This window comes from Acinetobacter seohaensis, from assembly GCF_056431365.1.
Window position 1 is genome coordinate 120793 of sequence record NZ_JBWKMK010000029.1, and the last position, 25372, is coordinate 146164.

At 40.9% G+C, this 25372-nt stretch carries 25 protein-coding genes; 10 read left to right on the top strand and 15 right to left on the bottom strand.

Annotated elements, in window-relative coordinates; genetic code table 11:
- Positions 1-31: 31 nt before the first annotated feature.
- Entirely contained in the window at positions 32-565 is a 534-nt protein-coding gene (locus AC07E5_RS05070) for a lecithin retinol acyltransferase family protein (RefSeq protein WP_096900868.1), read from the top strand.
- A gap of 130 nt (positions 566-695) precedes the next feature.
- On the opposite strand, the gene AC07E5_RS05075 is transcribed toward AC07E5_RS05070, so the two are convergent.
- Positions 696-2420 (bottom strand): glutamine--tRNA ligase/YqeY domain fusion protein, encoded by a 1725-nt coding sequence (locus AC07E5_RS05075; protein ID WP_498624823.1) that lies wholly within the window; start codon positions 2418-2420, stop codon positions 696-698.
- 206 nt (positions 2421-2626) lie between these two features.
- Here AC07E5_RS05075 and AC07E5_RS05080 point away from each other — a divergent pair, with 206 nt between their 5' ends.
- A complete protein-coding gene (locus AC07E5_RS05080; RefSeq protein WP_004973310.1) occupies positions 2627-3136 on the top strand; it encodes a peptidylprolyl isomerase in 510 nt (169 codons plus the stop codon).
- A 117-nt stretch (positions 3137-3253) separates the two neighbouring features.
- Positions 3254-3973, top strand: coding sequence for a UDP-2,3-diacylglucosamine diphosphatase (locus AC07E5_RS05085; RefSeq protein ID WP_180158980.1), 720 nt, complete (start codon positions 3254-3256; stop codon positions 3971-3973).
- Positions 3974-4075: 102 nt separating this feature from the next.
- On the opposite strand, the gene hpaI is transcribed toward AC07E5_RS05085, so the two are convergent.
- Positions 4076-4870, bottom strand: coding sequence for a 4-hydroxy-2-oxoheptanedioate aldolase (hpaI, locus tag AC07E5_RS05090; RefSeq protein WP_096900940.1), 795 nt, complete (start codon positions 4868-4870; stop codon positions 4076-4078).
- A gap of 241 nt (positions 4871-5111) precedes the next feature.
- On the opposite strand from hpaI, the gene nfsB reads away from it, so the two are divergent.
- Together nfsB and AC07E5_RS05100 are read left to right on the top strand one after the other, a co-directional pair.
- Positions 5112-5765 carry an oxygen-insensitive NAD(P)H nitroreductase gene (gene nfsB, locus AC07E5_RS05095; RefSeq protein ID WP_498624826.1) on the top strand — a complete coding sequence of 218 codons (654 nt, stop codon included), beginning with the start codon at positions 5112-5114 and terminating at the stop codon, positions 5763-5765.
- A gap of 115 nt (positions 5766-5880) precedes the next feature.
- The gene (locus AC07E5_RS05100; RefSeq protein ID WP_498624828.1) at positions 5881-6102 is read left to right on the top strand and encodes a hypothetical protein; all 222 of its coding nucleotides are present in this window, start codon (positions 5881-5883) and stop codon (positions 6100-6102) included.
- On the opposite strand, the gene AC07E5_RS05105 is transcribed toward AC07E5_RS05100, so the two are convergent.
- From AC07E5_RS05105 to AC07E5_RS05120, 4 genes are all read right to left on the bottom strand, one after another.
- Complete coding sequence (locus AC07E5_RS05105) at positions 6065-6925, bottom strand: EamA family transporter (RefSeq protein WP_004973300.1); 861 nt, start codon at positions 6923-6925, stop codon at positions 6065-6067. The two genes, AC07E5_RS05100 and AC07E5_RS05105, sit on opposite strands and share 38 nt — an antisense overlap.
- A 103-nt stretch (positions 6926-7028) precedes the next feature.
- Complete coding sequence (gene fba / locus AC07E5_RS05110) at positions 7029-8066, bottom strand: class II fructose-bisphosphate aldolase (RefSeq protein ID WP_004973298.1); 1038 nt, start codon at positions 8064-8066, stop codon at positions 7029-7031.
- Between the two features lie 138 nt (positions 8067-8204).
- The gene (locus tag AC07E5_RS05115) at positions 8205-8477 is read right to left on the bottom strand and encodes a hypothetical protein (protein ID WP_131260911.1); all 273 of its coding nucleotides are present in this window, start codon (positions 8475-8477) and stop codon (positions 8205-8207) included.
- A 140-nt stretch (positions 8478-8617) separates the two neighbouring features.
- A complete protein-coding gene (locus tag AC07E5_RS05120) occupies positions 8618-9805 on the bottom strand; it encodes a phosphoglycerate kinase (RefSeq protein WP_004973295.1) in 1188 nt (395 codons plus the stop codon).
- 139 nt (positions 9806-9944) lie between these two features.
- Here AC07E5_RS05120 and AC07E5_RS05125 point away from each other — a divergent pair, with 139 nt between their 5' ends.
- From AC07E5_RS05125 to AC07E5_RS05135, 3 genes are all read left to right on the top strand, one after another.
- A complete protein-coding gene (locus tag AC07E5_RS05125) occupies positions 9945-10328 on the top strand; it encodes a DUF2237 family protein (RefSeq protein WP_136144481.1) in 384 nt (127 codons plus the stop codon).
- 7 nt (positions 10329-10335) lie between these two features.
- On the top strand, positions 10336-10929 hold the full coding sequence (locus AC07E5_RS05130; protein ID WP_498624966.1) for a Maf family protein: 594 nt from the start codon (positions 10336-10338) through the stop codon (positions 10927-10929).
- A 120-nt stretch (positions 10930-11049) separates the two neighbouring features.
- Positions 11050-12216: a ribosomal protein uL16 3-hydroxylase gene (locus AC07E5_RS05135; RefSeq protein ID WP_498624831.1), complete on the top strand. Its 1167-nt coding sequence runs from the start codon at positions 11050-11052 to the stop codon at positions 12214-12216.
- A gap of 33 nt (positions 12217-12249) precedes the next feature.
- Here the strand turns inward: AC07E5_RS05135 and AC07E5_RS05140 are convergent, their stop codons facing one another.
- The 6 genes from AC07E5_RS05140 to AC07E5_RS05165 form a co-directional block, all read right to left on the bottom strand.
- Positions 12250-14160 carry a sensor histidine kinase gene (locus AC07E5_RS05140; RefSeq protein ID WP_178318678.1) on the bottom strand — a complete coding sequence of 637 codons (1911 nt, stop codon included), beginning with the start codon at positions 14158-14160 and terminating at the stop codon, positions 12250-12252.
- Positions 14157-14861, bottom strand: a complete 705-nt coding sequence (locus AC07E5_RS05145; RefSeq protein ID WP_004973283.1) for a LuxR C-terminal-related transcriptional regulator — start codon at positions 14859-14861, stop codon at positions 14157-14159. Before AC07E5_RS05145 ends, AC07E5_RS05140 begins: the two co-directional genes overlap by 4 nt.
- 276 nt (positions 14862-15137) lie before the next feature.
- Complete coding sequence (locus AC07E5_RS05150) at positions 15138-16181, bottom strand: alpha/beta hydrolase (RefSeq protein ID WP_096900878.1); 1044 nt, start codon at positions 16179-16181, stop codon at positions 15138-15140.
- Positions 16181-17308 carry a YdcF family protein gene (locus tag AC07E5_RS05155; protein ID WP_498624834.1) on the bottom strand — a complete coding sequence of 376 codons (1128 nt, stop codon included), beginning with the start codon at positions 17306-17308 and terminating at the stop codon, positions 16181-16183. Before AC07E5_RS05155 ends, AC07E5_RS05150 begins: the two co-directional genes overlap by 1 nt.
- A gap of 6 nt (positions 17309-17314) precedes the next feature.
- The gene (gene murB, locus AC07E5_RS05160; RefSeq protein WP_498624835.1) at positions 17315-18355 is read right to left on the bottom strand and encodes a UDP-N-acetylmuramate dehydrogenase; all 1041 of its coding nucleotides are present in this window, start codon (positions 18353-18355) and stop codon (positions 17315-17317) included.
- A 3-nt stretch (positions 18356-18358) separates the two neighbouring features.
- A complete protein-coding gene (locus tag AC07E5_RS05165) occupies positions 18359-18868 on the bottom strand; it encodes a low molecular weight protein-tyrosine-phosphatase (protein WP_004973278.1) in 510 nt (169 codons plus the stop codon).
- A 119-nt stretch (positions 18869-18987) separates the two neighbouring features.
- Between AC07E5_RS05165 and AC07E5_RS05170 the strand changes: the two genes are divergently transcribed.
- Positions 18988-20148, top strand: coding sequence for an iron-containing alcohol dehydrogenase (locus AC07E5_RS05170; protein WP_498624836.1), 1161 nt, complete (start codon positions 18988-18990; stop codon positions 20146-20148).
- A 101-nt stretch (positions 20149-20249) separates the two neighbouring features.
- The gene (locus AC07E5_RS05175) at positions 20250-20699 is read left to right on the top strand and encodes an acyl-CoA thioesterase (protein ID WP_498624838.1); all 450 of its coding nucleotides are present in this window, start codon (positions 20250-20252) and stop codon (positions 20697-20699) included.
- Between the two features lie 60 nt (positions 20700-20759).
- Here AC07E5_RS05175 and dnaX read toward each other — a convergent pair whose 3' ends face one another.
- The 3 genes from dnaX to AC07E5_RS05190 all read right to left on the bottom strand — a co-directional run bounded on the left by dnaX (position 20760) and on the right by AC07E5_RS05190 (position 25311).
- Positions 20760-23015, bottom strand: a complete 2256-nt coding sequence (gene dnaX, locus AC07E5_RS05180; protein ID WP_004973273.1) for a DNA polymerase III subunit gamma/tau — start codon at positions 23013-23015, stop codon at positions 20760-20762.
- A gap of 65 nt (positions 23016-23080) precedes the next feature.
- The gene (locus AC07E5_RS05185) at positions 23081-24367 is read right to left on the bottom strand and encodes a serine hydrolase domain-containing protein (RefSeq protein WP_498624839.1); all 1287 of its coding nucleotides are present in this window, start codon (positions 24365-24367) and stop codon (positions 23081-23083) included.
- Positions 24368-24456: 89 nt separating this feature from the next.
- Positions 24457-25311: a MaoC family dehydratase gene (locus AC07E5_RS05190; RefSeq protein WP_253115460.1), complete on the bottom strand. Its 855-nt coding sequence runs from the start codon at positions 25309-25311 to the stop codon at positions 24457-24459.
- Positions 25312-25372 lie beyond the last annotated feature (61 nt).

Here is a 25372-nt window from a genome sequence, read left to right on the forward strand (position 1 = left end):
TACTCATGTTACTTTATTGGTCAAGCGTACGATGCTCAAGCAGAAAACACGATTTCCTTTAGGGGCACATTTAATTGTGAAACACTTCGGCTATAGCCATCATGGTATCTATGCCGGGCGTGGTCGCGTGATTCACTATTCGGGTTTTGCACATCTTTTTAAAAAACACCCGATTGAAATGACCAGTATTGAAAAGTTTAGTCACGGCAAAAATATTATTGTGCAGTCGTATCATGCGCCCAAGTATAAAGGCCGCAAAGTGGTACGCCGTATGCGCTCCAGAATGCATGAAAACAATTATCATCTGATTATGAATAACTGTGAACATTTATGCACTTGGGCAATTACAGGTGTGGAAAGCAGCCCGCAAGTATTTAAGATGATGGATCGTTTAACCACCATTGGTTATGTCAGTTCATTGATGAGTTATATGAACAGTATGATGCTGACCCTGACCACCACTTGCTTTGCTTTAGTGCTCTATATTAAGAAGAAACTACGCGATAAAGCCAAAATGCAGTTACCGCAAATCCTGATGAAGCAGGAACAGCATAAAAACCGCTGATTGCTGCCATTTTAGCGACACTGTATATCTCACAAAATATTCTATAAATCTTAAATAGACAAAATCAAAAGCCCAACCTGAATTGATCAAGTTGGGCTTTTAAGTTGCAAGCTAAAAGCTAAATAAGGTGTTACTTGCCTGGCTTAAAGCTGTCTTTTAAGTCTAAAATACGGTTAAACACTGGTTTTTCCTCACTGTGATCATACTGATCTGCAACAAAATAACCTTCTCGTTCAAATTGGAAACGATCTTCAGGTTGTGCTTTTGCCAATGCAGGTTCAACAATGGCTTGTACCACCGTCAATGATTCAGGGTTTAGATTCGCCAAGAAATCATCGCCCACTTCTGGGTCAGATTCGGTAAATAAGCGATCATATAAGCGAACTTCTGCCGCAACGCCTTTACTTGCAGAGACCCAGTGAATCACGCCTTTTACTTTACGACCTTCTGGGTTTTTGCCCAAAGTTTCAGGGTCAATTGAACATTTCAGCTCAATGACTTCGCCGTTAGCATCTTTAATCACTTCTTCACACTTGATTACATAAGCATGGCGTAGACGCACCTCACCTTCTGGCACTAAACGCTTGAAACCTTTAGGCGGCACTTCTTCAAAGTCTTTACGGTCAATATAAATTTCAGAAGTCAGTGGAATACTACGCTCGCCCATATCTACATTTGGATGACGTGCATGGACTAAATCCAGTGCTTCAGGCAAATTGGTCAAAGTCACTTTAAGTGGATTCAACACCGCCATGCCACGCGCTGCAGTATTTTCCAAAGATTGACGGATGCAATATTCAAGCATTGCCACATCCACAATACCATCCGACTTTGACACACCTACACGCTTACAGAAATCACGCAAACCTTCTGGTGTAAAGCCACGACGACGCATACCTACCACTGTTGGCATACGTGGGTCATCCCAACCATTCACAAAACCGCCTTCAACCAATTTACGCAATTTACGCTTAGATGTGATGGTGTAATCAATATTCAAACGGCTAGATTCATACTGACGCGGCACAGCCTCGGATTTCACCTTTTCCACCACCCAATCATAGAATGGACGATGGTCTTGGAATTCTAAAGTACATAGTGAATGAGTAATGCCTTCAATGGCATCTGATAATGGATGCGCATAATCATACATTGGGTACATTTTCCATTTATCGCCCGTTTGGTGATGCGATGAATGTAAAACACGATACAAAATCGGATCACGCATGTGTACGTTTGGTGAAGCCATATCAATTTTGGCACGGAGTACTGCCTGACCTTCGCCTAATTCACCATTGCGCATTTTTTCAAATAAAGCCAAGTTTTCTGCTACTGGCGTATCACGATATGGCGAATTTTTACCCGGCTCTACAAAAGAACCACGATTGAGCTTAATCTCATCAGGGGTTTGCAAATCGACATAAGCATCGCCTTGTTCGATCAGCTGAATTGCCCATGTATATAATTGATCGAAATAGCTTGATGCATAGCGTGGTTCGCCATTCCACTCAAAACCCAGCCATTTCACGTCATTGGCAATACCATCAACATATTCTTGTTCTTCTGCATCTGGGTTGGTGTCATCAAAACGTAAGTTACACACCCCTTGATATTCTTGTGCGATGCCAAAGTTCAAGCAAATTGCTTTCACGTGACCAATATGCAAATAACCATTCGGCTCAGGTGGAAAACGTGTCACCACCTGCTGAGTGCGACCCGCCGCAATATCATCGGTAATGACTTGACGTATAAAGTCTAAGCCCGGCTGTTGTTCTTGCTGCACAGCATCGACAGAGGCATTTGAACTTGGTGTCGGGGTGTTTGGCAGAGATGCAACAACATCATTTGGCTTCATAGCAATAAAATCACTTCTAAAATAAAATTGGATAAACTAGGTTACAGAAACTTCAGTAGTGAAGCATACATCACCCATTAGAACGCTTTTCCTTGTTTTTAACAAAGAAAATAACGTTTTTACTTGCCTTGTAGTTTACAGTTTGCTTATGCTTCTCTCAACCAAAAAACCCATGGCATTCGTGTCCATGTTTAGGAGATTACACAATGAGTTTTCCTCAAGTCGAATTAAACACCAATAAAGGTCGTATTGTTTTAGAATTGAACGCTGAAAAAGCACCAATTACAGTTGCTAACTTCTTAGAATACGTTCGTGATGGTTTTTATGACGGCGTAATTTTCCACCGTGTTATTGATGGTTTCATGATCCAAGGCGGTGGCATGGATGAAAACTTCAAAGAAAAAGCAACACGTGATGCGATTGAAAACGAAGCTGACAACGGCTTAAGCAACGATGTTGGTACAATTGCAATGGCTCGTACCCAAGCACCTCACTCTGCTTCTGCACAGTTCTTCATTAACGTAAAAAATAACTCTTTCTTAAACCACACAGGCAAAACTGCACAAGGTTGGGGTTATGCCGTGTTTGGTAAAGTTGTTGAAGGTATGGACGTTGTAGATGCTATTAAAGGCGTGCGTACTGGCAACCGTGGTTATCACGCAGATGTTCCACTAGAAAATGTGGTGATTGAATCTGCAAAAATCATTGCTGAATAAGAATCTTACCCGACCTCGCTTACGCACATCATTTTAAAGTACTGCTTTAAAATTCGTTTAGGGAGGAGAAATCCCTCTTTTAAAAGAGGGATTTCGGGAGATTCCAAGGAATAATTCGTGACCTATCTGTTTATCGCAGATTTACACTTGTCACCAAATCACCCTCGACTTGTTCGGGGGTTTTTAGATTTGCTAGACGCTTATCAAAATAAAAACACCCAACTGTATATTTTAGGCGACTGGTTTAATGCATGGATTGGCGATGATTACACCGCAGCGTGGCTCGATGAAGTTGTTGCACGTTTAAAGCAATTTAGCCAAGCAGGTAATCAAATTTACTTTATTGTCGGCAATCGTGATTTCGCTTTGGGTCAGAAATTTTTAGATCAGTTTTCAGGACAACTCCTGCCCGATGTGTACACGCTGCATATTGGTTCTCAACAGGTACGTTTAGAACATGGCGATGCACTGTGTACCGATGATGTGTCCTATCAAAAATTCCGAAAAATTATTCGCAATCCCATCATTTTAGGGATTTTAAAGAAAACACCTTTGGCTTTTCGGCAAAAACTTGCACAAGGTTTCCGCAAAAAAAGTCAGCAAGCCAATCAAATCAAAAGTTATGATGTCATGGACGTAAATGCAGATGCTGTGTCACAAGCCTTGCAGCATGCAGATGTGTTAATTCATGGGCATACGCATCGTCCAAATATTCACAATGAACACGGCAAACCTAGAATTGTATTAGGCGATTGGCGCGCAGATGCTGCGCAAATTTTAGTAGTTGAACCAAATCAAGCCTTAGCAACTTGGCAACTGAGTCATTGGAACTATTAAGCGCAACATCTTTACATAAAAATAATAGATACAACACTAAAGGTACTTAGCTAAACATAGCTAACTAAAACCTCTTTAGCCAAAATCTCTTCAGCTAGCAGATTAATACCCACCTTCCGTTTTAATCACTTCGGCATCAGCTTTATATTTAGCCAACAACTCACGCAGCGAAGTCATCAACACACTGGTATCTACCCCAACTGCCACAAATTCTGTGCCTAAATCCAAATACTTTTGTGTCACTTCATGTTGGGTCGATAAAATCCCTGCTGCTTTGCCTGCTGCACGAATCCGTTGAATCGCATCGACCACAGCGGCTTGTACTTCTGGATGGTTCGGATTGCCTTCATAACCCATCGTGGCAGATAAATCCACCGCACCAATAAACACCCCATCAATCCCATCGACTTGTAAAATAGCATCCAGATTTTCTAAACCTGTGACCGATTCAATTTGAATGAGCAAACAAATATTTTCATGCGCTGTCGCGTAATAATTTGGAATACTGTTCCAGCGAGTTGCACGTGCTAAAGCTGCGCCTACGCCGCGAATACCTTCAGGTGGATAACGTACCGCTTTGACCATCAACTCAGCGTGTTCAACGCTTTCAACCATAGGAATCAGCAAAGTTTGTACGCCAATATCCAACAGTTGTTTAATGAGTTGCACACTGCCAATCGGCGGGCGCACCACCGCTTGAGAGGGATAAGCCGCAATACTTTGTAATTGTGACAAAGTGGTTCTTAAATCACTCGGTGCATGTTCCCCATCAATTAAAAGCCAGTCATAGCCTGCATTGGCGGCAATTTCAGTGCCATACGCATCTGCTAAACCTACCCATAAGCCAATTTGCTGCTGAGTTTTTAATTTACGCTTAAAATAATTGATATATTCCATCCATACACCTTTGGGATGCACCATGCTCAAGTTTATATTTAACGCCTATTTGCTATAAACAACCAATAGTGAAAACGTCTTGCATGATTGAATTTAACACTAAGTTTAAAGATGTTTATGTCGTGCTCATCTCATCTTAACCGCATAAATAGCACATGGATTCATTCCGTTAGCATAGCGAGGCATGTTAAGCTTTTGGCGCACACCTGCCCCAAATATAGTCTTTAAATGGAGATGATTCATGGATTTGCTCAACGTTGCACAAACTCGTTATACGACCAAAGCCTATGATGCGAGTCGCAGTATTCCTGCAGCACAATTTGAGCGTTTATTAGAAATTCTGCGTTTAGCGCCATCTTCAATTAATATTCAACCATGGCATTTTTTTATTGCAGATCATGCTGATGCCAAACAACGCATTGCCAAAGCCTTAGTCGGTAAATACGCTTATAACGCCCCTAAAGTTTTAGATGCTTCGCATACCATTTTATTTTGCACCAAAGCTGACATTAGCGAATTACATTTAGAAAACCTGCTTAATCAGGATGCTGCTAGTGGACGCTTTAAAGATGAAGCCGCTAAACAAGGTCAGAAAGACAGCCGCACAGGTTATGTCGATTACTACCGCAATGAAAAAGGCGATATTCAGCGTTGGGCAGAAAATCAAACCTTTATTGCACTCGGACAAATGCTTTTGGCTGCAGGCATTGAAGGAATTGACGCAACGCCAATTGGTGGTTTTGATGAAGCAATTTTAACTCAAGAACTGCAACTAACTGAGCAAGGACTGATTCCTTCGGTTTTATTGTGTTTAGGCTATCGTAGTGAACAAGATTTTAATGCCAAACTGCCAAAATCACGCCTTGATAAACGCGAGATTTTCACGCAACTGTAAAACAAACATGCGATAACACTAGGGACAAAATTTGTCCCTATTTTTTGGTCTGAATTTTGCTTTATCTATATTTGCAATCTGTACTCAATCTCTATCAAAAATAAAAATGAGGTGTATGATGCTCAATTTAATGCCGCTAAAACTAGAATGCCGACGTTGTAAAAAACTGTATTTATATCAAACCAAACCAAGCTATCCAACCCTGCGCTGCCCGATCTGCGATAGAACCACAATGCTGCATGGTCTTGCAGAAACTGCAGATTTATTGCGACATCCTTTTCGCTTTATGTTGAGTTATCTTAAACCGTCATGGCATAAGCGAGGCAAAGCACACTAAGCAATGCCAAGCCTAGCCCAATAGTGGTCGTGCTTTTCAGCTTTTCTTTAAAGAACAATACTCCACTGATCACGCCAAATAGCACCACTAAAATATTCATCCCTGCAAATACCACTGCAGGGCTGTCTTTGAGCAGCATGTGAGCTTTGACATACAAGGCAATATTGGCAAAATTCAGTGCACCCAAAATTAAACCTGCACTGATATTTTGCATACTGCCCATGCTTTTATCGCGGATTAAGATATAAGCCATCGCCAAAACAAAAGCACATACAAACATCAAATTCAGCGCAACTGCAAATTGCAGTCCTAAACCTGTGCTGTATTTAAGCAAAACATCAATCAGTGCATAACCCAGCCAAACACAGCTCAAATATAAGATGCCTTGTTGCGCTTTAGCAGACTGCCCTGCAGCACGATGCGAATACAAAATACATAAGACTGCGATAATCCCAAGCGCGATTCCCACAATTTTCAGTTGGCTAAAATTTTCCTGAAAAATAAAATAAGCGGCTGCCAAAGACAAAACCACTGACAAACGCTGTGCAATTTCAGTTTTTAAAATACCTGCGCTGTCCAACGATTTTGCTAATGCTAAAAAGACACTGGGCAACAACACACCCAAACTAATAATGAGCCACCACGGCGTATGTTGGATTGAGATCGTGCCCAAGTTGGGTTTAAACCAGTAAAAACACAACACACTGGCACTGACATAATTCCATGTGATCATCTGCATAGGGTTAAAACCCTGCATTTTGCAGACTTTTAATAAAATAGAGACCAGTACACTACAAAAGGCTGCGGCTACAATCAGTTCCATGACATGCTCGAGGATTGTTTTTGTTCTTGATTGGAAGTTGTGGATTCATCAGTAAAAAGCCCACAAGGACTGTGGGCTTTCGAGTTCTTAATTAAATTAAGAATTACTTATAGCGTTCAACCATTTTCTCTAAAGAAATTGGGCGAATTTTGTCTGCATTACCTGCAGTACCAAATGCTTCATAACGGTCTATACAAATTTGTTTCATTGCATCTACAGTTTTTGCGAAGAATTTACGTGGGTCAAATTCACTTGGTTGTTCTGCCATCATACGGCGCATTGCACCAGTAGAAGCTAAACGTAAATCTGTATCGATGTTGATTTTACGCACACCATGCTTAATTGCTTCAACCAATTGCTCAACAGGTACACCATAAGTTTCTTTGATGTCACCGCCGTATTGGTTAATCACCGCCAACCATTCTTGTGGTACAGAGCTAGAGCCGTGCATTACAAGGTGTGTATTTGGCAACGCAGCATGAATTTCTTTAATACGGTCAATTGCAAGAATATCGCCTGTAGGTGGACGAGTAAACTTGTATGCACCGTGCGAAGTACCAACAGCAATCGCTAAAGCATCCACATTAGTATCTGCAACGAAGCTACGTGCTTCTTCAACAGATGTTAACAATTGAGAGTGGTCAAGTACGCCTTCTGCGCCCACGCCATCTTCTTCACCTGCCATACCTGTTTCAAGACTACCTAAACAGCCAATCTCACCTTCAACCGATACACCACACGCATGCGCCATTTGCACAGTACGACGCGTCACTTCGACGTTGTATTCATACGACGTTGGTGTTTTACCATCTTCACCCAAAGAACCATCCATCATTACTGATGAAAAGCCTAGTTGGATCGAACGCTGACATACATCAGGACTTGTACCATGGTCTTGGTGCATAACCACTGGAATATGTGGCCACTCTTCAATTGCAGCCAAAATCAGGTGACGCAAGAATGGCGCACCTGCATATTTACGCGCACCTGCCGAAGCTTGAACAATTACAGGTGAATTGGTTGCATCTGCGGCTAACATAATTGCGCGCATTTGTTCTAAGTTGTTGACGTTAAACGCTGGAACGCCGTAAGCATGTTCACCGGCATGATCCAAGAGCTGGCGCAATGAAATAAGAGCCATAATATCCTCCCAAATAATGTTGGTTATTCTACCCTGTGATTTGTTTCAATTCAGCAACAAATCGCCTTTTTCAAAAAAAAGTCCCTGCAAAAGCAGGGACTTTTAAACAAATTACTACAATTTGTCGTTTTTCAGCACTTATTGCGCTTCAGAAGCAGCAACTTCTGTGTCTGCAGTCGCAACGTCAGCAGGTGCATTTGCAACGTCTTCAGGAATATCGGTGTTGCCTTCATCCAAGATTGGTTGGTCAATTGCGTCGATTGCAGCTTGTTGTTCTGGTGTAACTTGAGCGTTATCTACAACTGCAGAAGATGCATCAGTTTCAGTCGCAGGTGCGCTTTCTTTTTTTGCACAAGCAGTCAAGGCTAAAGATGCAGCAATTAAAGCAGCAAGTGTTAGTTTTTGAATCATCGTCATTTCCTACAGTTAGGTCATTCATTTACTACAGTTTATTGCATATTTATGACATTTTGATGACTACGGCATGACATAAATATAAAAAAGTTGACCGAAGTCAACCTTTTTAAAAATTATTGATAAATTTTCTAGATTTAAGCGCGTTCTAATAATACCGCAACTGCAGGTAAGGTTTTACCTTCTACAAATTCAAGGAATGCACCTCCACCTGTAGAGATATAGCCGATTTTGTCTGCAACTTCATACTTGTCAATTGCAGCTAAAGTGTCACCACCGCCTGCAATAGAGAAACCTGCAGATTCTGCAATCGCCAATGAAAGTGCTTTCGTACCTTCACCAAATTGATCAACTTCAAATACACCCACTGGGCCATTCCAAAGAATTGTTTTTGAAGTTTTTAAAATTTCAGCAAATGCTTTTGCAGTTTCTGGGCCTACGTCTAAAATCATATCGTTGTCTGCAACATCTTCAACTTTTTTCACAGTTGCTTTCGCTGCTGCCAATGAACCCAAGAAATCTTCAAAATTAATTTCAGCGGCATCTGCAACTACAACATCGGTTGGCAGTGGTACAGAAACTTTTGCGGCAATTGCTTTGGCAGTGTCAATCAAATCATTTTCGCATAATGATTTGCCCACGTTATAGCCTGCTGCAGCAAGGAAAGTATTGGCAATACCACCGCCTACAATTAATTGATCGCAAATATCAGACAATGAAGTCAATACATCTAACTTAGTCGATACTTTAGAACCTGCAACAATCGCCACCATTGGTTTTTCAGGTGTTTTTAAGGCACGACCCAAAGCATCTAATTCCGCAGCCAATAATGGGCCTGCTGCTGCCACTGGTGCTAAACGTGCAACGCCTTCAGTAGAGGCTTCTGCACGGTGCGCGGTACCAAATGCATCCATCACAAATACATCACACAATGCTGCATATTTAGCGGCAAGTTCTGGGTTGTTTTTCTTTTCACCGTGGTTAAAACGGCAGTTTTCCAATAAAACGACTTGACCAGGAGCAACGTCTACACCATCTAAATAGTCAGTGATCAGTTGAACATCTTGACCTAATGCTTGGGTTAAATACGCAGCTACAGGTGCTAAAGATTGTTCAGCTTTTGGCTCACCTTCAACAGGACGACCTAAGTGAGAATACACCATCACTGCTGCACCTTTGGCAACAGCAGCTTGAATCGTTGGCAATGCCGCACGTAAACGTGCATCGCTGGTTATCACACCATTTTTAACAGGTACGTTTAAATCTTCACGAATAAGGACACGCTTACCTGCTAAATCGAGGTCAGTCATACGCTGAAAGTTCATGTATAGCTCACTTTATTGATATCAAAACGCCACGATTTTAAATGATTATGCAGAAAAAGGTTAGCAACTTTTGTAGAATTGCTGTTTAAAGCAAAAGTTTTGATTATGATAGAGAAAAGCCACCATCTTTCTCGCACTTATGTCTATTCATCCCGATCCAAATATCAATCGTTTAAATGTTTTGGGCGAACCTCTCGCCAGTTGTTGCTTTGATCCTATTACTGGATATTTTCGTAACGGTTTTTGTCATACCGCCCCAACCGATTTAGGTCAGCACACCGTTTGTGCACAAATGACCTCTGATTTTTTAAATTTCTCGCAAAAAATTGGCAATGATTTAATCACGCCAGTACCAGAAGTTGGTTTTAACGGCTTACAACCGGGTGATTTCTGGTGTATTTGCGTCACCCGTTGGGTTGAAGCCTATCAGGCAGGTCAAGCACCACCAATTAAAATTCAAGCCTGTCATCAGTCAGTATTGTCTTATGTGCCTTTAGATATTTTGATGGATTATGCGGTGTGATGATCTGATGCAACATCCTGAAATTATTTTAGCGTCTGGCAGTCAAACTCGTCAGCAATTGATGAATCGTCTGCATTTGGCGTATAAGTCAATTTCTCCTGATATTGATGAATCTGCGCAGGGTGAATTGCACGCAGATGATTTAGCGCAACGCTTGGCTTTTGAAAAGGCACACTATATTGCGCAGCAATATCCTGATGCAATTGTGATTGGTTCAGATCAAGTGGCATGGCGTGAACAGCAGCCAGATATTTTTATAGGTAAACCGCTCACTTCAGAAAAAGCTATACAACAATTACAAGCCAATTCAGGTCAAACGGTTTATTTCAGCACTGCGCTGAGTGTGCAGCAGCAATCTACAGGCTTTGAACAAACGGTTGTAGAACACTACACAGTTCAATTCCGCAGCTTAACTGACAATGAAATTGCACGATATGTTGCAAAGGAACAACCGCTACACTGTGCAGGTAGTTTTATGTGCGAAGGTTTAGGTATTAGTCTGTTTGAAGCCATGCAAGGCAATGACCAAACTACCTTGATGGGTCTGCCGATGATTCAGTTATGCCGCATGTTAAGAATGCTGAATATTCAGGTTCCTTAAGTTTAAAACTGTGTAATTTAACAGCCGTGAATATTTATAAAGACTATAAATCACCTTGCCCTTTGCAGCGACAAATCAGACAATATTGAGATTATTGATAAAACTTGCTTAGGCTATTTTATGTCGCAACCTTTAGATGTTTTGGGCGGAATTACCGCAGAACAATTCCTAAGTGAATATTGGCAAAAAAAACCACTTTTGGTACGCAATGCACTCCCAGAAATTGCCAACCTACTTGAACCTAGTGACGTGATGGAACTGGCTCTCGAAGAAGATGTGACTGCCCGTTTAATCAAACAAAAAGATCGTGATCCAAATCAATGGACTGTGAAATCATCACCGCTCATTAAGGCTGATTTTCAAAAAATGCCAAAGTTGTGGACGCTATTGGTACAAGCCGTTGATCATTACTCTTTTGATCTCGCTGAACTTTGGAAAAAATTTCCTTTTATTCCGCAATGGCGACGTGATGACATAATGGTGTCTTATGCCCCTAAAGGCGGCTCTGTAGGTCAGCATTTTGATTTCTACGATGTGTTTTTGCTACAAGGCTATGGACATCGTCGTTGGCAACTTGGGCAAATGTGTGATGCTGAAACTGAATTTGTCGCAGGACAACCGTTAAAATTATTGCCTGAAATGCAGGTCAATTTTGATGAAGTTCTTGCACCTGGCGATTTACTCTATGTGCCACCGGGTTTGGCACATTATGGCGTGGCGGAAGATGATTGTCTGACGTTCTCGTTCGGTTTCCGCATGCCGAATATTAGTGAAATGATGGATCGAGTGAGCGATAAATTCTCTGCCGATGAAATATTACGCACGCCACTACAAGACCTTGTTCGTAAAAAAAATACCCAAATTGGCGAAATGACTGCGACAGAATTGGATTATCTGAAAGCAGAATTGTGGGCGCGTTTACAAAACTCATCGGTGTTGGATGATGCGATTTTAAGCTTAATGTCTGAACCGAAATATCCTGAAAATATTCCTGAAGTAGATGAAATAGGTGTAGGCGATTTAGAAGATGCGCTAGATCAGGGTTATCAAATCATGTTGGAACCCGCCTCTCGCCTACTTTATGCAAATCAGCTAGATGAAGTTTTATTTTGGGCGAATGGTGAAGCGATTTGTGTCGCAGAAGCATCTATCCCTACGCTGCAAAAAATTGCCAATGGTGAACGCGTGCTGCTCGATGAAAACCTTTACGACGCAAATATTTTGGAAGATTTGGTACAACTGCTCAATGAATCCATTTTAATGTTGTTACCTGCTGAAGACGCTTAAAATATTCGTTTCAGCCCCCTCAAGATGATCAATTCATCTTGGGGAATTTAGATAAGCGGGATCTAAAGTTAAAACTGCCTGAATTAACGTATAGCCAGGTGTCGAATTTAATTTTAATTGCCCTCCAACCCGTTCTAAACGCATTTTCATACTGCGCATCCCAATACTCATGCCATGTTCAAGCACGCTATTGGCTTCAAAACCTACACCATCATCCTGAATTTTAAGTACCAATTGCTTAGGCGGTACAAATTGCATACTGACGGATACATGCTTGGCTTGGCTGTGTTTAATCACATTGGTTAAACTTTCTTCTAATACCCGCATCAAAGTTAAGCACTGTAACGAATTCGGCTCAATCACCCATTCATTTGGAAAATCCCACTTGGAATGAATATCCATTTCATCCATCAATTGACTAAAACGATGACGTACTGGCGCAACCCAAATTTTAGGATTTTCAGGCACTTTAGAACCAATGGAAGAACCACTATCAATAATTTGACGTAAATCATCACGCAGTAATTTCAGCATAGATAAGAACTGCTGATTACTCATGTTCTGTTCGCTTTGGTCGACCATAATCATGGAACGTACCAAAGATGCACCCAAACCATCATGCAAATCATGCGATAGATGAATCCGCTCTTGCAAACGCACATTTTCCAATTCTAAATAATGCTTTTCTGACATACTGCGTTTTAAATCATCACTGACTTCAAAAACTTTAAGCTCTAAATCTTGATTAAATTTCTCAATTTTTTGAATATTTCTTTTTAGGCGCATGCCTAAAATAATCGCAATAAATAAAGTAATTACTGGCGAGGTATACGGTGATAATGGCTGATATAAACTTGCCGTTGCCGCATTACTTAAACGAAATACATCTACACCCGCAAAAAAGCCAATCAAGGTTAAACAAAATAGCAGCAGATATACTTCTGTTTTTGGGGATTTATACGCTAAATACGCCAAATAAAAATAAACCACGACTAGTAAGCTGGCATAACTTAAAAAGACAATCCCAAATACCAGTTTGACATAATCTAAGGGTGTTAAAAACACACAAACGATTACCGCTAAACTCAGAATAAAAATACTTTCTTCCAATATTGGCAAGCGTTGATTGACAAACCTAATTAAATACAGACTAAAAGCTAAAACATAGAGGATAAAAAAGCTTAAATTGGCTTGAGATGCCACCAATACACTTGGGTATGGAAAGGTTTCTGTGGTTAAAAAATGAGAAATAAATAATAACCAGAACATGCAACTCAACGCGAACCAACCAAAACTCTGATCACGGCGTAAAAACAGCCAAATAACCAAACATAAAATGCCTAAAGTGGCAGATAAAATCGCATTAATTTCAAATAAAGTACGTTTATTCCATATACTTTGCTGGTGCTGTTCAATATTGTTATGCACATTATTAAAACTTATTTTTCCTATACCCGCATTTTGAAATGCATATCCATTTACATAGACCAATATTTGATTTTTACCTTGTTTTAAGCCTGAAATAGGTAAAATCCAGTAACGTGGCATATTCCAGTTTTTTGACAAAGGCTCTTCTAAATGTTGACTTGCCCAAAGTAAATCTTGATTCAGATAAACTGCCCCTGCACTATTTAAAAAATTCAGTGCAAAAACGATGGGTTGATTTAAACGATGATCACGCTCACAAAACCACTCCCACTCTATTTTGTACCACGCCCCACCATTATAATTTTTCCAGCGATCATCCCAAACGTCGGGCAGTTGAACATTTTCCCAACCCGTTTCAGGTTTTTTATTATGTGATGCTGTTTTGGCAGAGCTGATTGAAAGTACATGCACATTGCAGTACTGATTAATTGGGTACACCACTTGCTGCGCATAGCTTTGCCACGCACAGAACAATAACAACACGCCCAAACCACACTGCCAAAGCCTTTGAATCATAAAAGACCTAAAGTTCTAGCGGTACTGACAGCCTTAGTGCGTTTAGTGACCGACAACTTCCGATAGATATGTTTAATATGACTTTCAACGGTATAACGCGACACAAATAATTGCTCAGCAATTTCACGGTTACTTAAGCCCTGCGCCACCAGATTTAAAATTTCTAATTCACGATTGGTGAGCTGTTCATAATGTGAGTTGAATGCTTGAGCATCGGCGCGATCTGATAAATCTTCGGTCAGCACGGGTACTTTTTGATGTGAAATTTGCGATAAAATTTCACGGGCGATAAATGGGTCTATCGGTGCACCACCTCTTAAAATGCTGCGTATTGCGATAATAATTTCAGCATCATCACGTTCTTTAAGCACATAGCCTGTTGCACCTGCTTGAATTGCAGAAAATAAGCTGTCTTGGGTGCTCCATGCAGAAATCACCAAAATTAATGCGCTTGGATCTCTAAAATGTAATTGTTCGATTAGTTCTTTACCATTGCCATCGGGCAAGCCTAAATCGACTAAAGCTAAAGCAATCGGATGATCTTCTATACACGTCATTGCAGCTTTAAGATGACTCACGAAAAATAGCATGTCATCTTGATAGCCAATATCATGCAAAATTTTTCTAAGACGTGACTGAATAATAGGCTCATCTTCAACAATTAAAACCGGTACGGGTAATATCGCTTCCATTTCTGCCATCATTCATCCCCTTGATTATGTTTGTAAATATATCAATCGTTTTGATGTAAACACTATCCCTAGAATTAAGGAGTTTTTCAAATTTAGCTTATTTTATAAACATGAGCATAGCACTGAAACATGAAACTCGAGCATGAAATAAAAAATAAATGTGAAGTACTATTTTATTTTAGAAATCGCTTCACATTTTAATGAGCAGCGCAGCATAAATATGCTTTGATGCCGAGAACAGCATCAAAGCAAATGTAGAGCCGTATTTAAAAGATGGTTGATAAATTAATAATAAGTCTTAGAGCTATGTGCATGTAAAAATGCAGGAATCAGCCCTGTTAAAGCCGCACGAATATCCGCACGTTCATTGATTAATTGATGCGAGCCTTCTTCTAACATGAGTAAGGTTTGCAGGCGGAATTTACGCCGAATAAACTCAATGTTGTAGCGCCAATCTACGGTTTGATCTTGCGCCCCTTGTGCCAACCAAACAGGAATACGGCAAGCTGGACGTTCTTCCATCTCCAACATCCATTTAGACATGGCTAAAATCCAATCCATGCCCATCATTCTAGGTTGCAGCGGGTCTTTTAAACGCACAAAGCGTAAAAATTCAGGATTATGATTATTGCGTCGGAAATGTCGCGGCACTTCACGCTTAATCCGACGGATAATGCCCAAACCAACAGAGTTATGCCACCATGCCGATTTTGCAGGACGAATCAAAGGCGATAACAACAACACACGCTCTACAAATGGATTTTCACGGCGCTGAGCAAATTCCAACAAGTGATGCATCCAAATTGCACCACCTGTACTTTGCCCAATGCCCAACCACGGTTTTGGCAATTGATCGGCATTTTTTACATATTGATAAACCGCATGTAATACTTGCTGATAATGATCAAAATTTTTGATGTTGGCAGGATAACCATCACTCAATCCATGTCCGGGCAAATCATAAGTCAAAACACTAAAGCCCTGCTCTAATAATTCTTTGACGATAGGTTGATAAATCCCGCTATGTTCCAAATAGCCATGCAGTAGAAATACCGTGCCCTGCACCTGATCAAATTTGGTTTTGCTTAAATCGGGTTGAAAAATTTGCACATGCAATTTAAACAACGGCATTTGCACATAGCCTTGCCAATGTTCACAGTCCAACAAATGAAAACCATAAAGCTGTCGATAGGCTTGTAACTCAACACTCGGTTCAAAACCACGATTCAAATTTAAAGGTTGTAGAATTTGTGGTGTGGTTTCCCGACTCGGCACTGGCAAATCTAATTGCTTCAACACGCTTGGGTTTAAAAATGGAATATCAGGCATTATGGCACCTCGCGACATGCGCTAGAACCAATCAAGACATCCCGAATGGTGGCAAGCATTTCATAATTGGCACGGCGGCTATGATCATAGTTTTGTTCACTTGGACGCCATGCAGTCAGTTGAGTCGGCATGGGAGCCTCGACTGGAATCGTTTCAATTCCATTCAAAGCAAATAAACGGCGGGTGCGTGGCATGTGATAACGGTCTGTAATCAAAATCACTGTCGGCGCCCCCCCTTTTTTTTGTAATAATAAAGAACTAAAACGTGAATTTTCACAAGTATTCATGCTGCGATCTTCTAATAATTTTGCTTCGACATCATATTTTTTTAACCAACGCTGCATATAAGGTGCTTCGACACCACTTAATACAATTGGCAATTGATATTGTTTGACAACAGCCAAAGTGGTTTCCAGACGCAAACGTGTGTAATGATTCACCACAATATCTTTGCCATTTTCATCTAAAGTTAAGCCACCACCTAAAACCACAATCGCATAAGGTTTCGAGTTTGCAGGTATTTTTGGAATATTTTGTTGATGAATCAAGGCAATATCTTTAAAGATTTCTTCATCTACAGGCTCACTTTCGGTTTCGGCAATTTTATGAGTGCTTAAAAATGCCAAGTATTGTTCCATCAGTGCCTGATTTTCATGACTATCCAAATTGAGTAAGGCTTTTACATTTTCGGATGGGTCTTCTACAATTGCTTCCGAAGCTGCATTAGACACCAACAATGGGACTTGCGGCAACTCTTGCTCAGATGCTAATTTTTTTTGCGTTTGTTCTTCTAAAATAAGCGCTTGTAAGGCTTTATAACGTGTCTGAATTAAAGTTAAATTTTGCGAATTTTTAGATTGGATTTCTTGCTCCATGAGCTTCAGATAAGCTTGTCGGGCAATCCATAAATCTGAACCGGGCTCCAAACTGTCTTGATCACTAAAAGCCGCCATTTGCTGACTTTTTGCTGCCACTTGATTCACTTCTACAGGCACCAAAGTGTTCAGCGTTTTGACCACCAAAGTAGAATAAAAAGGTGAATAAATAAAAATCATGAATGCTGCAAACAATACAAAGAGCACGGCAGCAATTTGTACCAATCTGAGCATCCAATGATTCTGTTTCATCTTCACTTAACCTACCGGTTGATGTGCACGAATCAAACCTGTTTCATCAAATAACACAGGTTCAGGTTCTAGTGAAATACCAAAACGACTCAAAACATCTTGCTGCACAGCACGATAGGTGTGTTGCACATCTGCCAAAGTGGCATCGGCATAATTGACTAAAACCAACGCTTGTTTATGAAACATACCCACCACACCCAGTTGTTTTCCCTTCCAGCCAGCTTGATCAATCAACCAGCCTGCTGCAATTTTAACTTGCGCATTAGGCTGTGGGTAATGGGGTAAATTTGGAAATTGTGCTGCAATTTGGTCAAATTGCTGAGTCGAAATCACAGGATTTTTAAAGAAACTACCTACATTTGGATATTCTGCAGGATTAGGCAGCTTACTTTGGCGAATTTGAATGACTTGTTGCTGCAGATTTTCAGCAGTTTGCTCATCGCCTACAGCAGCTTTTAAGTCGCCATAATTTAATTTTAACGCAGCCTGTTTTAACAGTTTAAAAGTCACATGGGTAATGATGTAACGGTTGGGATGATCTTTAAAAATACTGTGTCGATAGGCAAACTGACAATCTGCAGCAACAATTGAGCTGAATTGTTGGCATTCACGATCATAGACCTGCACAGATTCAATAAACTCACCAACTTCAACGCCATAAGCACCAATATTTTGCACAGGTGAAGCGCCGACAAAACCTGGAATTAAAGCCAGATTTTGCAGACCATATAATTTTTGTTCCGTGCTCCATAACACAAAATCATGCCAGACTTGTCCTGCACCAACTTTTAGGGTAATACTTGCATCATCTTCAGCGCATTTTTCGATGCCCTGAATATCCATGTGCATGACCAAAGCATGAATATGTTCAGGCAATAACATATTGCTACCACCCGACAAAATCAGCACATTTAACTGTTCTGTCTGAGCAAATGCCAAAGCATCCTGCACATCTTGGATATTTTCAACTTTGACATAATGCGATGCAGTTGCATCTAAATTTAACGTATTGAACGGTTTGAGTTGCATGTTGTGTTGAATGTGCATGACTTAAACCTTCAATTCAAATTGTTGTTGTAAAACTTTCACCCATGCGCGACTACTCGACTCGCATTGATCGAGCACCCGCTCAAAACCATCGGCTTCGCCATAATATGGATCGGGTAATTCTTGCTGCGTATAATGCGGATCGTGTTCGCTCATTAAGGCTATTTCAGCGCGCAAACTGCCCAGTTCAGCTTCAGCACGGCGCATTAAAGATTGAATATTGCTTAAGTTTTCAAAATCCATCGCCAAAATCAAATCAAACTCGACAAAGTCTTGTATACGTAACTGACGCGCGCGCAATGTAGATAAGTCATAACCACGTTTGAACGCATGTTTTTGGCTGCGTAAATCTGGGGCTTTGCCTGGATGATAATTACTGGTTCCAGCAGAATCTACCAACACATTGAGTTGTTGTTCATCACAAAAATGTCGAAGTACAATTTCTGCCGTTGGAGAGCGGCAAATATTTCCCAAACAAACACATAACACCTTATATGGCGTTTTGGATGACATAAACAACCTCAAAGCTACTTTATTTTTAAGAGTCTTATGTTAAGTTATTTATGATATGAATCCTATATCGTGACCCTACAATAATGTTGAATTAAGTATAAAAATTAGGAATAAAGACGATGCAGCATTTTCAATTTCAAACAGTTGGCAACATTATTTCTGGATTGGGTTCAATTTCTGAACTAAAAACGGTTTTAACCGAAAAGAGTTATAAGCGTTTGTTATTGGTCACCGATGCTGGCATTTTACAACAACAATTACATCAACCTATTTTAGAAATTTTAAAGCAACTGCAACTGGACTATGCCATTTACTCGAATGTGCAAGCCGACCCCGCAGAACAGATTGTGTTAGAAGCAGTTGATTTTGCCAAACAGCAAAATATTGATGTTGTATTAGGTTTTGGTGGGGGTAGTGCGATGGATGTCGCCAAAATTATTGCCGTGCTGAGTCATTCCGAACAAACTCAACAACTGTCGGACTTGTACGGTGTTGGCAATGCGAAAGCACCACGTTTACCACTCATTTTAGTTCCCACAACGGCAGGTACAGGTTCAGAAGTCACACCTATTTCCATTGTCACCACAGGTGCAACCAGTAAAACAGGCATTGTTTCTCCTATTTTATATGCCGATGTTGCCATTTTAGATGCCAATTTTACCCGTCATCTACCTGCACAGATTACCGCAGCCACAGGTATAGATGCGATGGTACATGCCATTGAAGCCTATACTTCTAAAATCAAAAAAAATGCGTATTCAGATTTTCTGGCAAAACATGCGCTGCGTTTACTTGATCAAAACTTAAAATTAGTGCTTGAAGATGGCAGCAATATGCAAGCACGGCAAAACATGCTGTTTGGTTCAATGCTGGCAGGACAAGCCTTTGCCAATGCTCCTGTGGCTGCGGTACATGCGCTTGCCTATCCTTTAGGCGGACATTTCCATATTTCACATGGGCATAGCAATGCATTGGTACTAACCGAAGTTTTAAAATTTAATGCGCCTGCAGCCAAACAGTATTATGCAGAACTGATGTGTTGGTTAGACCCACGCAGTAAAGGCTGCACAGATGGATTATGTGATTTGTTTATTGATCATTTACAAAATCATTTAGATCAAAGTGGCTTGGTGTTAAAACTCAATGCCCTAGGCATAGCAGAAAACATGCTGCCACAACTGGCAGAAGATGCGATGCAGCAAAGTCGTTTATTACAAAACAACCCGAGAGCAATGCAAATGCAGGATGCGTTACAGATTTACCAAGCCATTTATGCCTAACATTTACGCTTAACGTTCTGTATTTAACTTTCTACATTTATTTGGGATGATTTCCACCCATTAAAGCATGACACCACGTCGATAAAAATATAGGTAAACTTGTGAAACCTGACACCAAAACCCGTGAGCAATACGCTTTTTTCTTTCCCTTCCAAACTCGCTGGGCAGACAACGATATGTATGGACATGTCAATAATGTCACTTATTACAGCTATTTTGACAGCGCAGCCAATGCCCTACTGATGCAAAAAGCAGGCTTTGAACCCAAACGATCACCCTGTATTGGTTTAGTGGTCAATTCCACCTGTCATTTTTTGCAGGAATTGTCCTATCCTGAAATGATTGAAGTAGGTGTTGCTATTCAAAAAATTGGAAACTCATCCTTAATTTATGATTTGGCAATTTTTAAAAACAATCAAAATCTTGCCGCTGCACAAGGACAAGTGGTGCATGTATTTGTAGATCGAATTACACGCCAAAACTGCCCGATTCCTGACTCCATCCGCGAAGCATTACAGCCATATAAAAGCACAGATTCAGCTTGCGCTTAGCAAAAAATAAGGCTGGTTTGACCCAGCCTTAAAATTCTGCAAACAAAAGCTAACAACAGGTTATTTCAACTGAATGTTATGTAATTCGCCATCAAAGTTTTGCAAAATATCTTTCACAATCGGTTCTTGATGCAATAAATTTTCAGCCCGTTGATAAGCGCGTTGTTTGCGCTGTTGCTGCAAAATGTACGGTGTCGTGTCATCCACATTTTCATATTGCACTTTAAACAGAGTTTTACTCCACTGTTCTTTTAAAGCACTTTCTAAAGCATGTTGCAGTTGAGTCAATAACTGCTGATATTGCTCAGGAATATGAAAAACCGATTCAGCATTAATCTGCCCCGTCATTACGCCATGCTGCGCCAATTCTTGCACGGCAGGTGACAACTCGCTGTGTCTAAACCAATATTCCCATTTGTCTAAAGTCCACTCACCTTCTAAAACTTGCGGCTGTAAACGCAGAATATCCTGCGGCATTAATTGATCATCGGCATTAGATGCTATGGTTTGCTGCGGTTGTGCTGTCGCACTGGCAACATTCGGTTCGACTTCAGTCGCTGCTAAATCAAATAAAGCGGTTTCTGCATTACTTACATTTTGTGTAATTGACGGTGAAGCATTATTCGATTGTAGTGTAGATGAAACTAGCGATGTTTCGGCTGATGCAGCAAGATCACCTAACGGTGCAACGGCATCAAAACTTTCCAGTAAAAAATCATCATGACTTTGCACATCAGATGTAGTGCTTACCGATGAGGCATCTTCATCTAAACCAAACAATTGTGCATCTGCATTTGGATCAAACACGATAGATTCAGATTGCTTATCCTCAGCCTGTATTGCAGTTTCTTCATTCACTGCAGGTTCTGACATAGATTCTGGTGAAATCGCAGCTGTTGAGTGTAGCGCTTGCGGAGTCGGTTGTTGCGCTTGAATCGACTGTTGATCTTGATGTGTTAAAGCTTCAGGCTCATCCTCATCTAAAAAATCATCTGAAGAAGGTTCTGCAACACTGGTTTGTGTCGTGGTGTGATCTGAATAATCGTCATCCTCATAGTCAAATCCATCAAGATCAGGTGTTGCAACCGCATCTAATTCAGTTACATGCTGTTCCGCTTGTGCTGTATTTTGGGTTGCCACAGCTTGTGGAGTTTGCTCCATTTGAGCAACTGGCTGGGAAGCCGCTGTTTGTGCAGTATTTTGTGGCGCAGCAACCAACACTTCATTGGCTTGCAAAGGTCGAAATGCCAGTAAACGCAGTACACACATTTCAAAGCCTTGTTCTTGGGTTACGGCAATTTGTAAATCGGCGCGTCCTTTACAAGCAATTTGATAATACAACTGTAAATCTTGTGCAGAGATCAGACCCGCAAGCTGCTGAATTTTTTGATTAATTTCAGCACTGTATTTTAGGTTTAAATCTGGCAGATATTGCATGATTGCCAATTCATGCAGTGTCGAAATTAACTGATCCAACACCAAAGATACATCTAAAGCTTGCTGTCTAAATTGTAATAACAACTGACTCACACGCTGCTGTTGGTTTTGATGAATCGCTAAAATCAAATCATAGATAATGGTGCGATCAATCAAGCCCAGCATGTCTTTGACATCTTGATGATGAATTTCACCCTGACCATAAGCAATGGCTTGGTCTGTCAAAGACATCGCATCACGCAAAGAACCTTGCGCAGATTCAGCAATCTGCCAAATTGCATCTTGCTCTGCAACAATCTGTTCTTTGGCTAAAATATCCGTTAAATGACTGGTAATTTCATCGACCTGCAATGGACGCAAAGTAAATTGCAAACAGCGCGAAATCACAGTAATAGGGAGTTTTTGTGGGTCTGTGGTCGCAAACAGAAACTTCACATGCTCAGGCGGTTCTTCCAAAGTTTTTAGCAAAGCATTGAAGGAATGCGTAGACAGCATGTGCACTTCGTCAATCAGATAAACCTTAAAACGTCCCTGAGTCGGTGCATAAGGTACGTTATCGAGCAACTCACGTGTGTCTTCAACCTTAGTACGTGACGCCGCATCAATTTCGATTAAATCAATAAAACGACCTTCATTGACCGCAGTACAGGTCGGACACACTTCACATGGGGTAGATGTCACGCCTGTTTCACAGTTCAGGCATTTGGCCAAAATACGCGCAATGGTAGTTTTACCTACACCACGTGTTCCCGTAAAAAGATAAGCATGGTGCAAACGCCCACGTTCCAAAGCACTGGTCAATGCCCGTGATACATGGTTTTGTCCCACCAATTCATTAAAATTACGAGGACGATATTTACGCGCAAGTACCTGATACATGAATGCTCCTTTTTACAGGTCTAAGCATACTGTTTTTTTGGCAAAGAGTGAACGTACAATCACGCCTAAAACCAGCCTTTACGCCCTTGCAATTGCCGATCTGCACAGCGAATGGCTTCCTGACTCAGTCCCCAAAGTCGATAATCACCAATTAAAGAACCTGCAGCAAAATTATGGGTATAGGCAAAACTGAGTTGACGGTCAGGATCACACCACGCGCCTGAACCATTAAAACCCATGTGTCCAAAACCGTGAGAGCGCTTACCCAAACTTAATACACGGTGATAGCCTAATCGCCAATGCATCGGGATAGGCATGACCCGATCACGCTGTACATATTGTACTTGGCTCAATTGCTGAAAAACTTCAGGCTGAATCAATTGCTGACCTTGCCATGATCCACCCTGCGCCAACATGGCATAAATACGTGCCAAACTTTGGGCAGTAAATACACCATTGGCAGCAGGAATCACGGCTTGTAAACCTGCATCGCTAAAAAAACTAAAATTTTTCATGCCGTTGGGAATCATGCCATCCTGAAAGTCTTGTGGGTTTTGACCACTCCATGCAATGACTTTATCGAATATTGATACAGGACGTTTGCGCGATTTAGTTTGGCTTTGAATTTTAGCTGTCTGTTTATTTGTGGGTGATGTATCTGTTTGCGCTGATGTCACAGCAGTTTTAAATGGTCGCGCCACACGGGAAAGCTCAGATGCAGGCACACCAAAATACGCTCCATCCAAAGCCAAAGATTCAACCAAGTATTGCTGCATCAATTCAGCCAATGTTTGACCTGTAGCTTTTTCTAAAATCCCACCGACCAGCCAGCCAAAAGTTAAAGGTTGATACGCTGCCTCACTTGCTACATCAAAACGTGGCTTGGCTTGAGCCAACACATCCAGCATGTGCGACCAATCTGCCATTTCAGTCGCATCGGCTATGATATTACGTATGTCATATAAACCACTTTGATGGCTTAGTATGTGCTTTAAAGTCATCGTTGCTTTGCCATTTTGGGCGAATTCAGGCCAGTATATATAAATGGGAGTATCGTAATCGACCAGTCCTTGACTGACCAAAATATGTGCCAGTGTCGCTAATACACCTTTGCCTGTGGAATAACATACCGATAACGTATCGGCTTGCCAGTCTTCATCTGGCGACTTTTTACCTGTGTAAATATCGACGACTTTCTGACCTTGAAAGTACACCGCTAAAGCAGCTCCGCCCTGTTGGCTACGTGCATTTTGCAAACGGCTAAATTGCATCGCTAAATCATGAAACTCAGGTGCAACCCATCCACGATAATTTTCAGTTTCAGCAAAAATATAATCCTTTAAATGTTGCATCGTCCTGTCTATCTCGTTTTTATTATTAATAAAAAGCTAGCGCAAATAAAAAGCCTAAATCCAAAGGATTTAGGCTTTCGATCACTGAATTAAAGCGCGGTGACAACACCTGTCACGTGCGGTTTTTGGTTTTTACTGTTTCGAATTAAAAAGTCTGTATTTTTAGCTTCAGTTGCAGTTAAAAACTCAACTTTAGATGGCAAATACATAGGTAACTTAAACCAGACATCGGCTTCATAGGCATCTGGCAAAGTCAAACTCGATAAGGCTTTGGCTTTGCTCCACATGCCGTGCGCAATCGCTTGTTTAAAGCCAAATGCTTTTGCAGTAATCGCGTGGATATGAATTAAGTTAAAATCGCCAGACGTTAAGGCATAACGGCGACCCGTATTTTCAGAAATATCCCATTCAGCTTGAACGGCATAGTTTGGCGCTTTGCTTTCTGCAGATTTTGCAGCTGCTTTAGTGGTGGTTTTTTGACGTGCTAAATACGTGGTTAAACCTTCAATCACCACCTCATTGCCTACTTTAACAGTGGTAATAAAATCAAATTGTACGCCTTTATCATGTGGTTGCAATTCACCAAATTTACATGACAAGGTCAGTTGTTCATTCAATCCAACTTTACGGCTTTGTTTAACTTGATTACGAATATGTACCAAGCCCAAAATTGCAAATGGAAATGCTTCTTGGGTCATCATGTGCATTTGCAGACTTTGTGACAATACAGCCAAATAAATTGCAGGAATATAGCCGTTATTTTTAAACCCTGTCACTGCGTTATAGGCTTTTAAATGCTTTTGATCGACCTTGAATGAATCCACCACATATTCAACTTGCGGCAGAACTTTTTCACCTTTTGGCTTTTTAAAAATTAAGCCCTGAATCACTTTTGGATAGGCTAAATAGGGTTTTGGAAGTTGACTAAAATGGCGAGTATTCATACTAAACCTTTGAGAAGTTTTTCTAATTTATTTAATGGAGTGCTCTCTCCCTCAGGGAGAG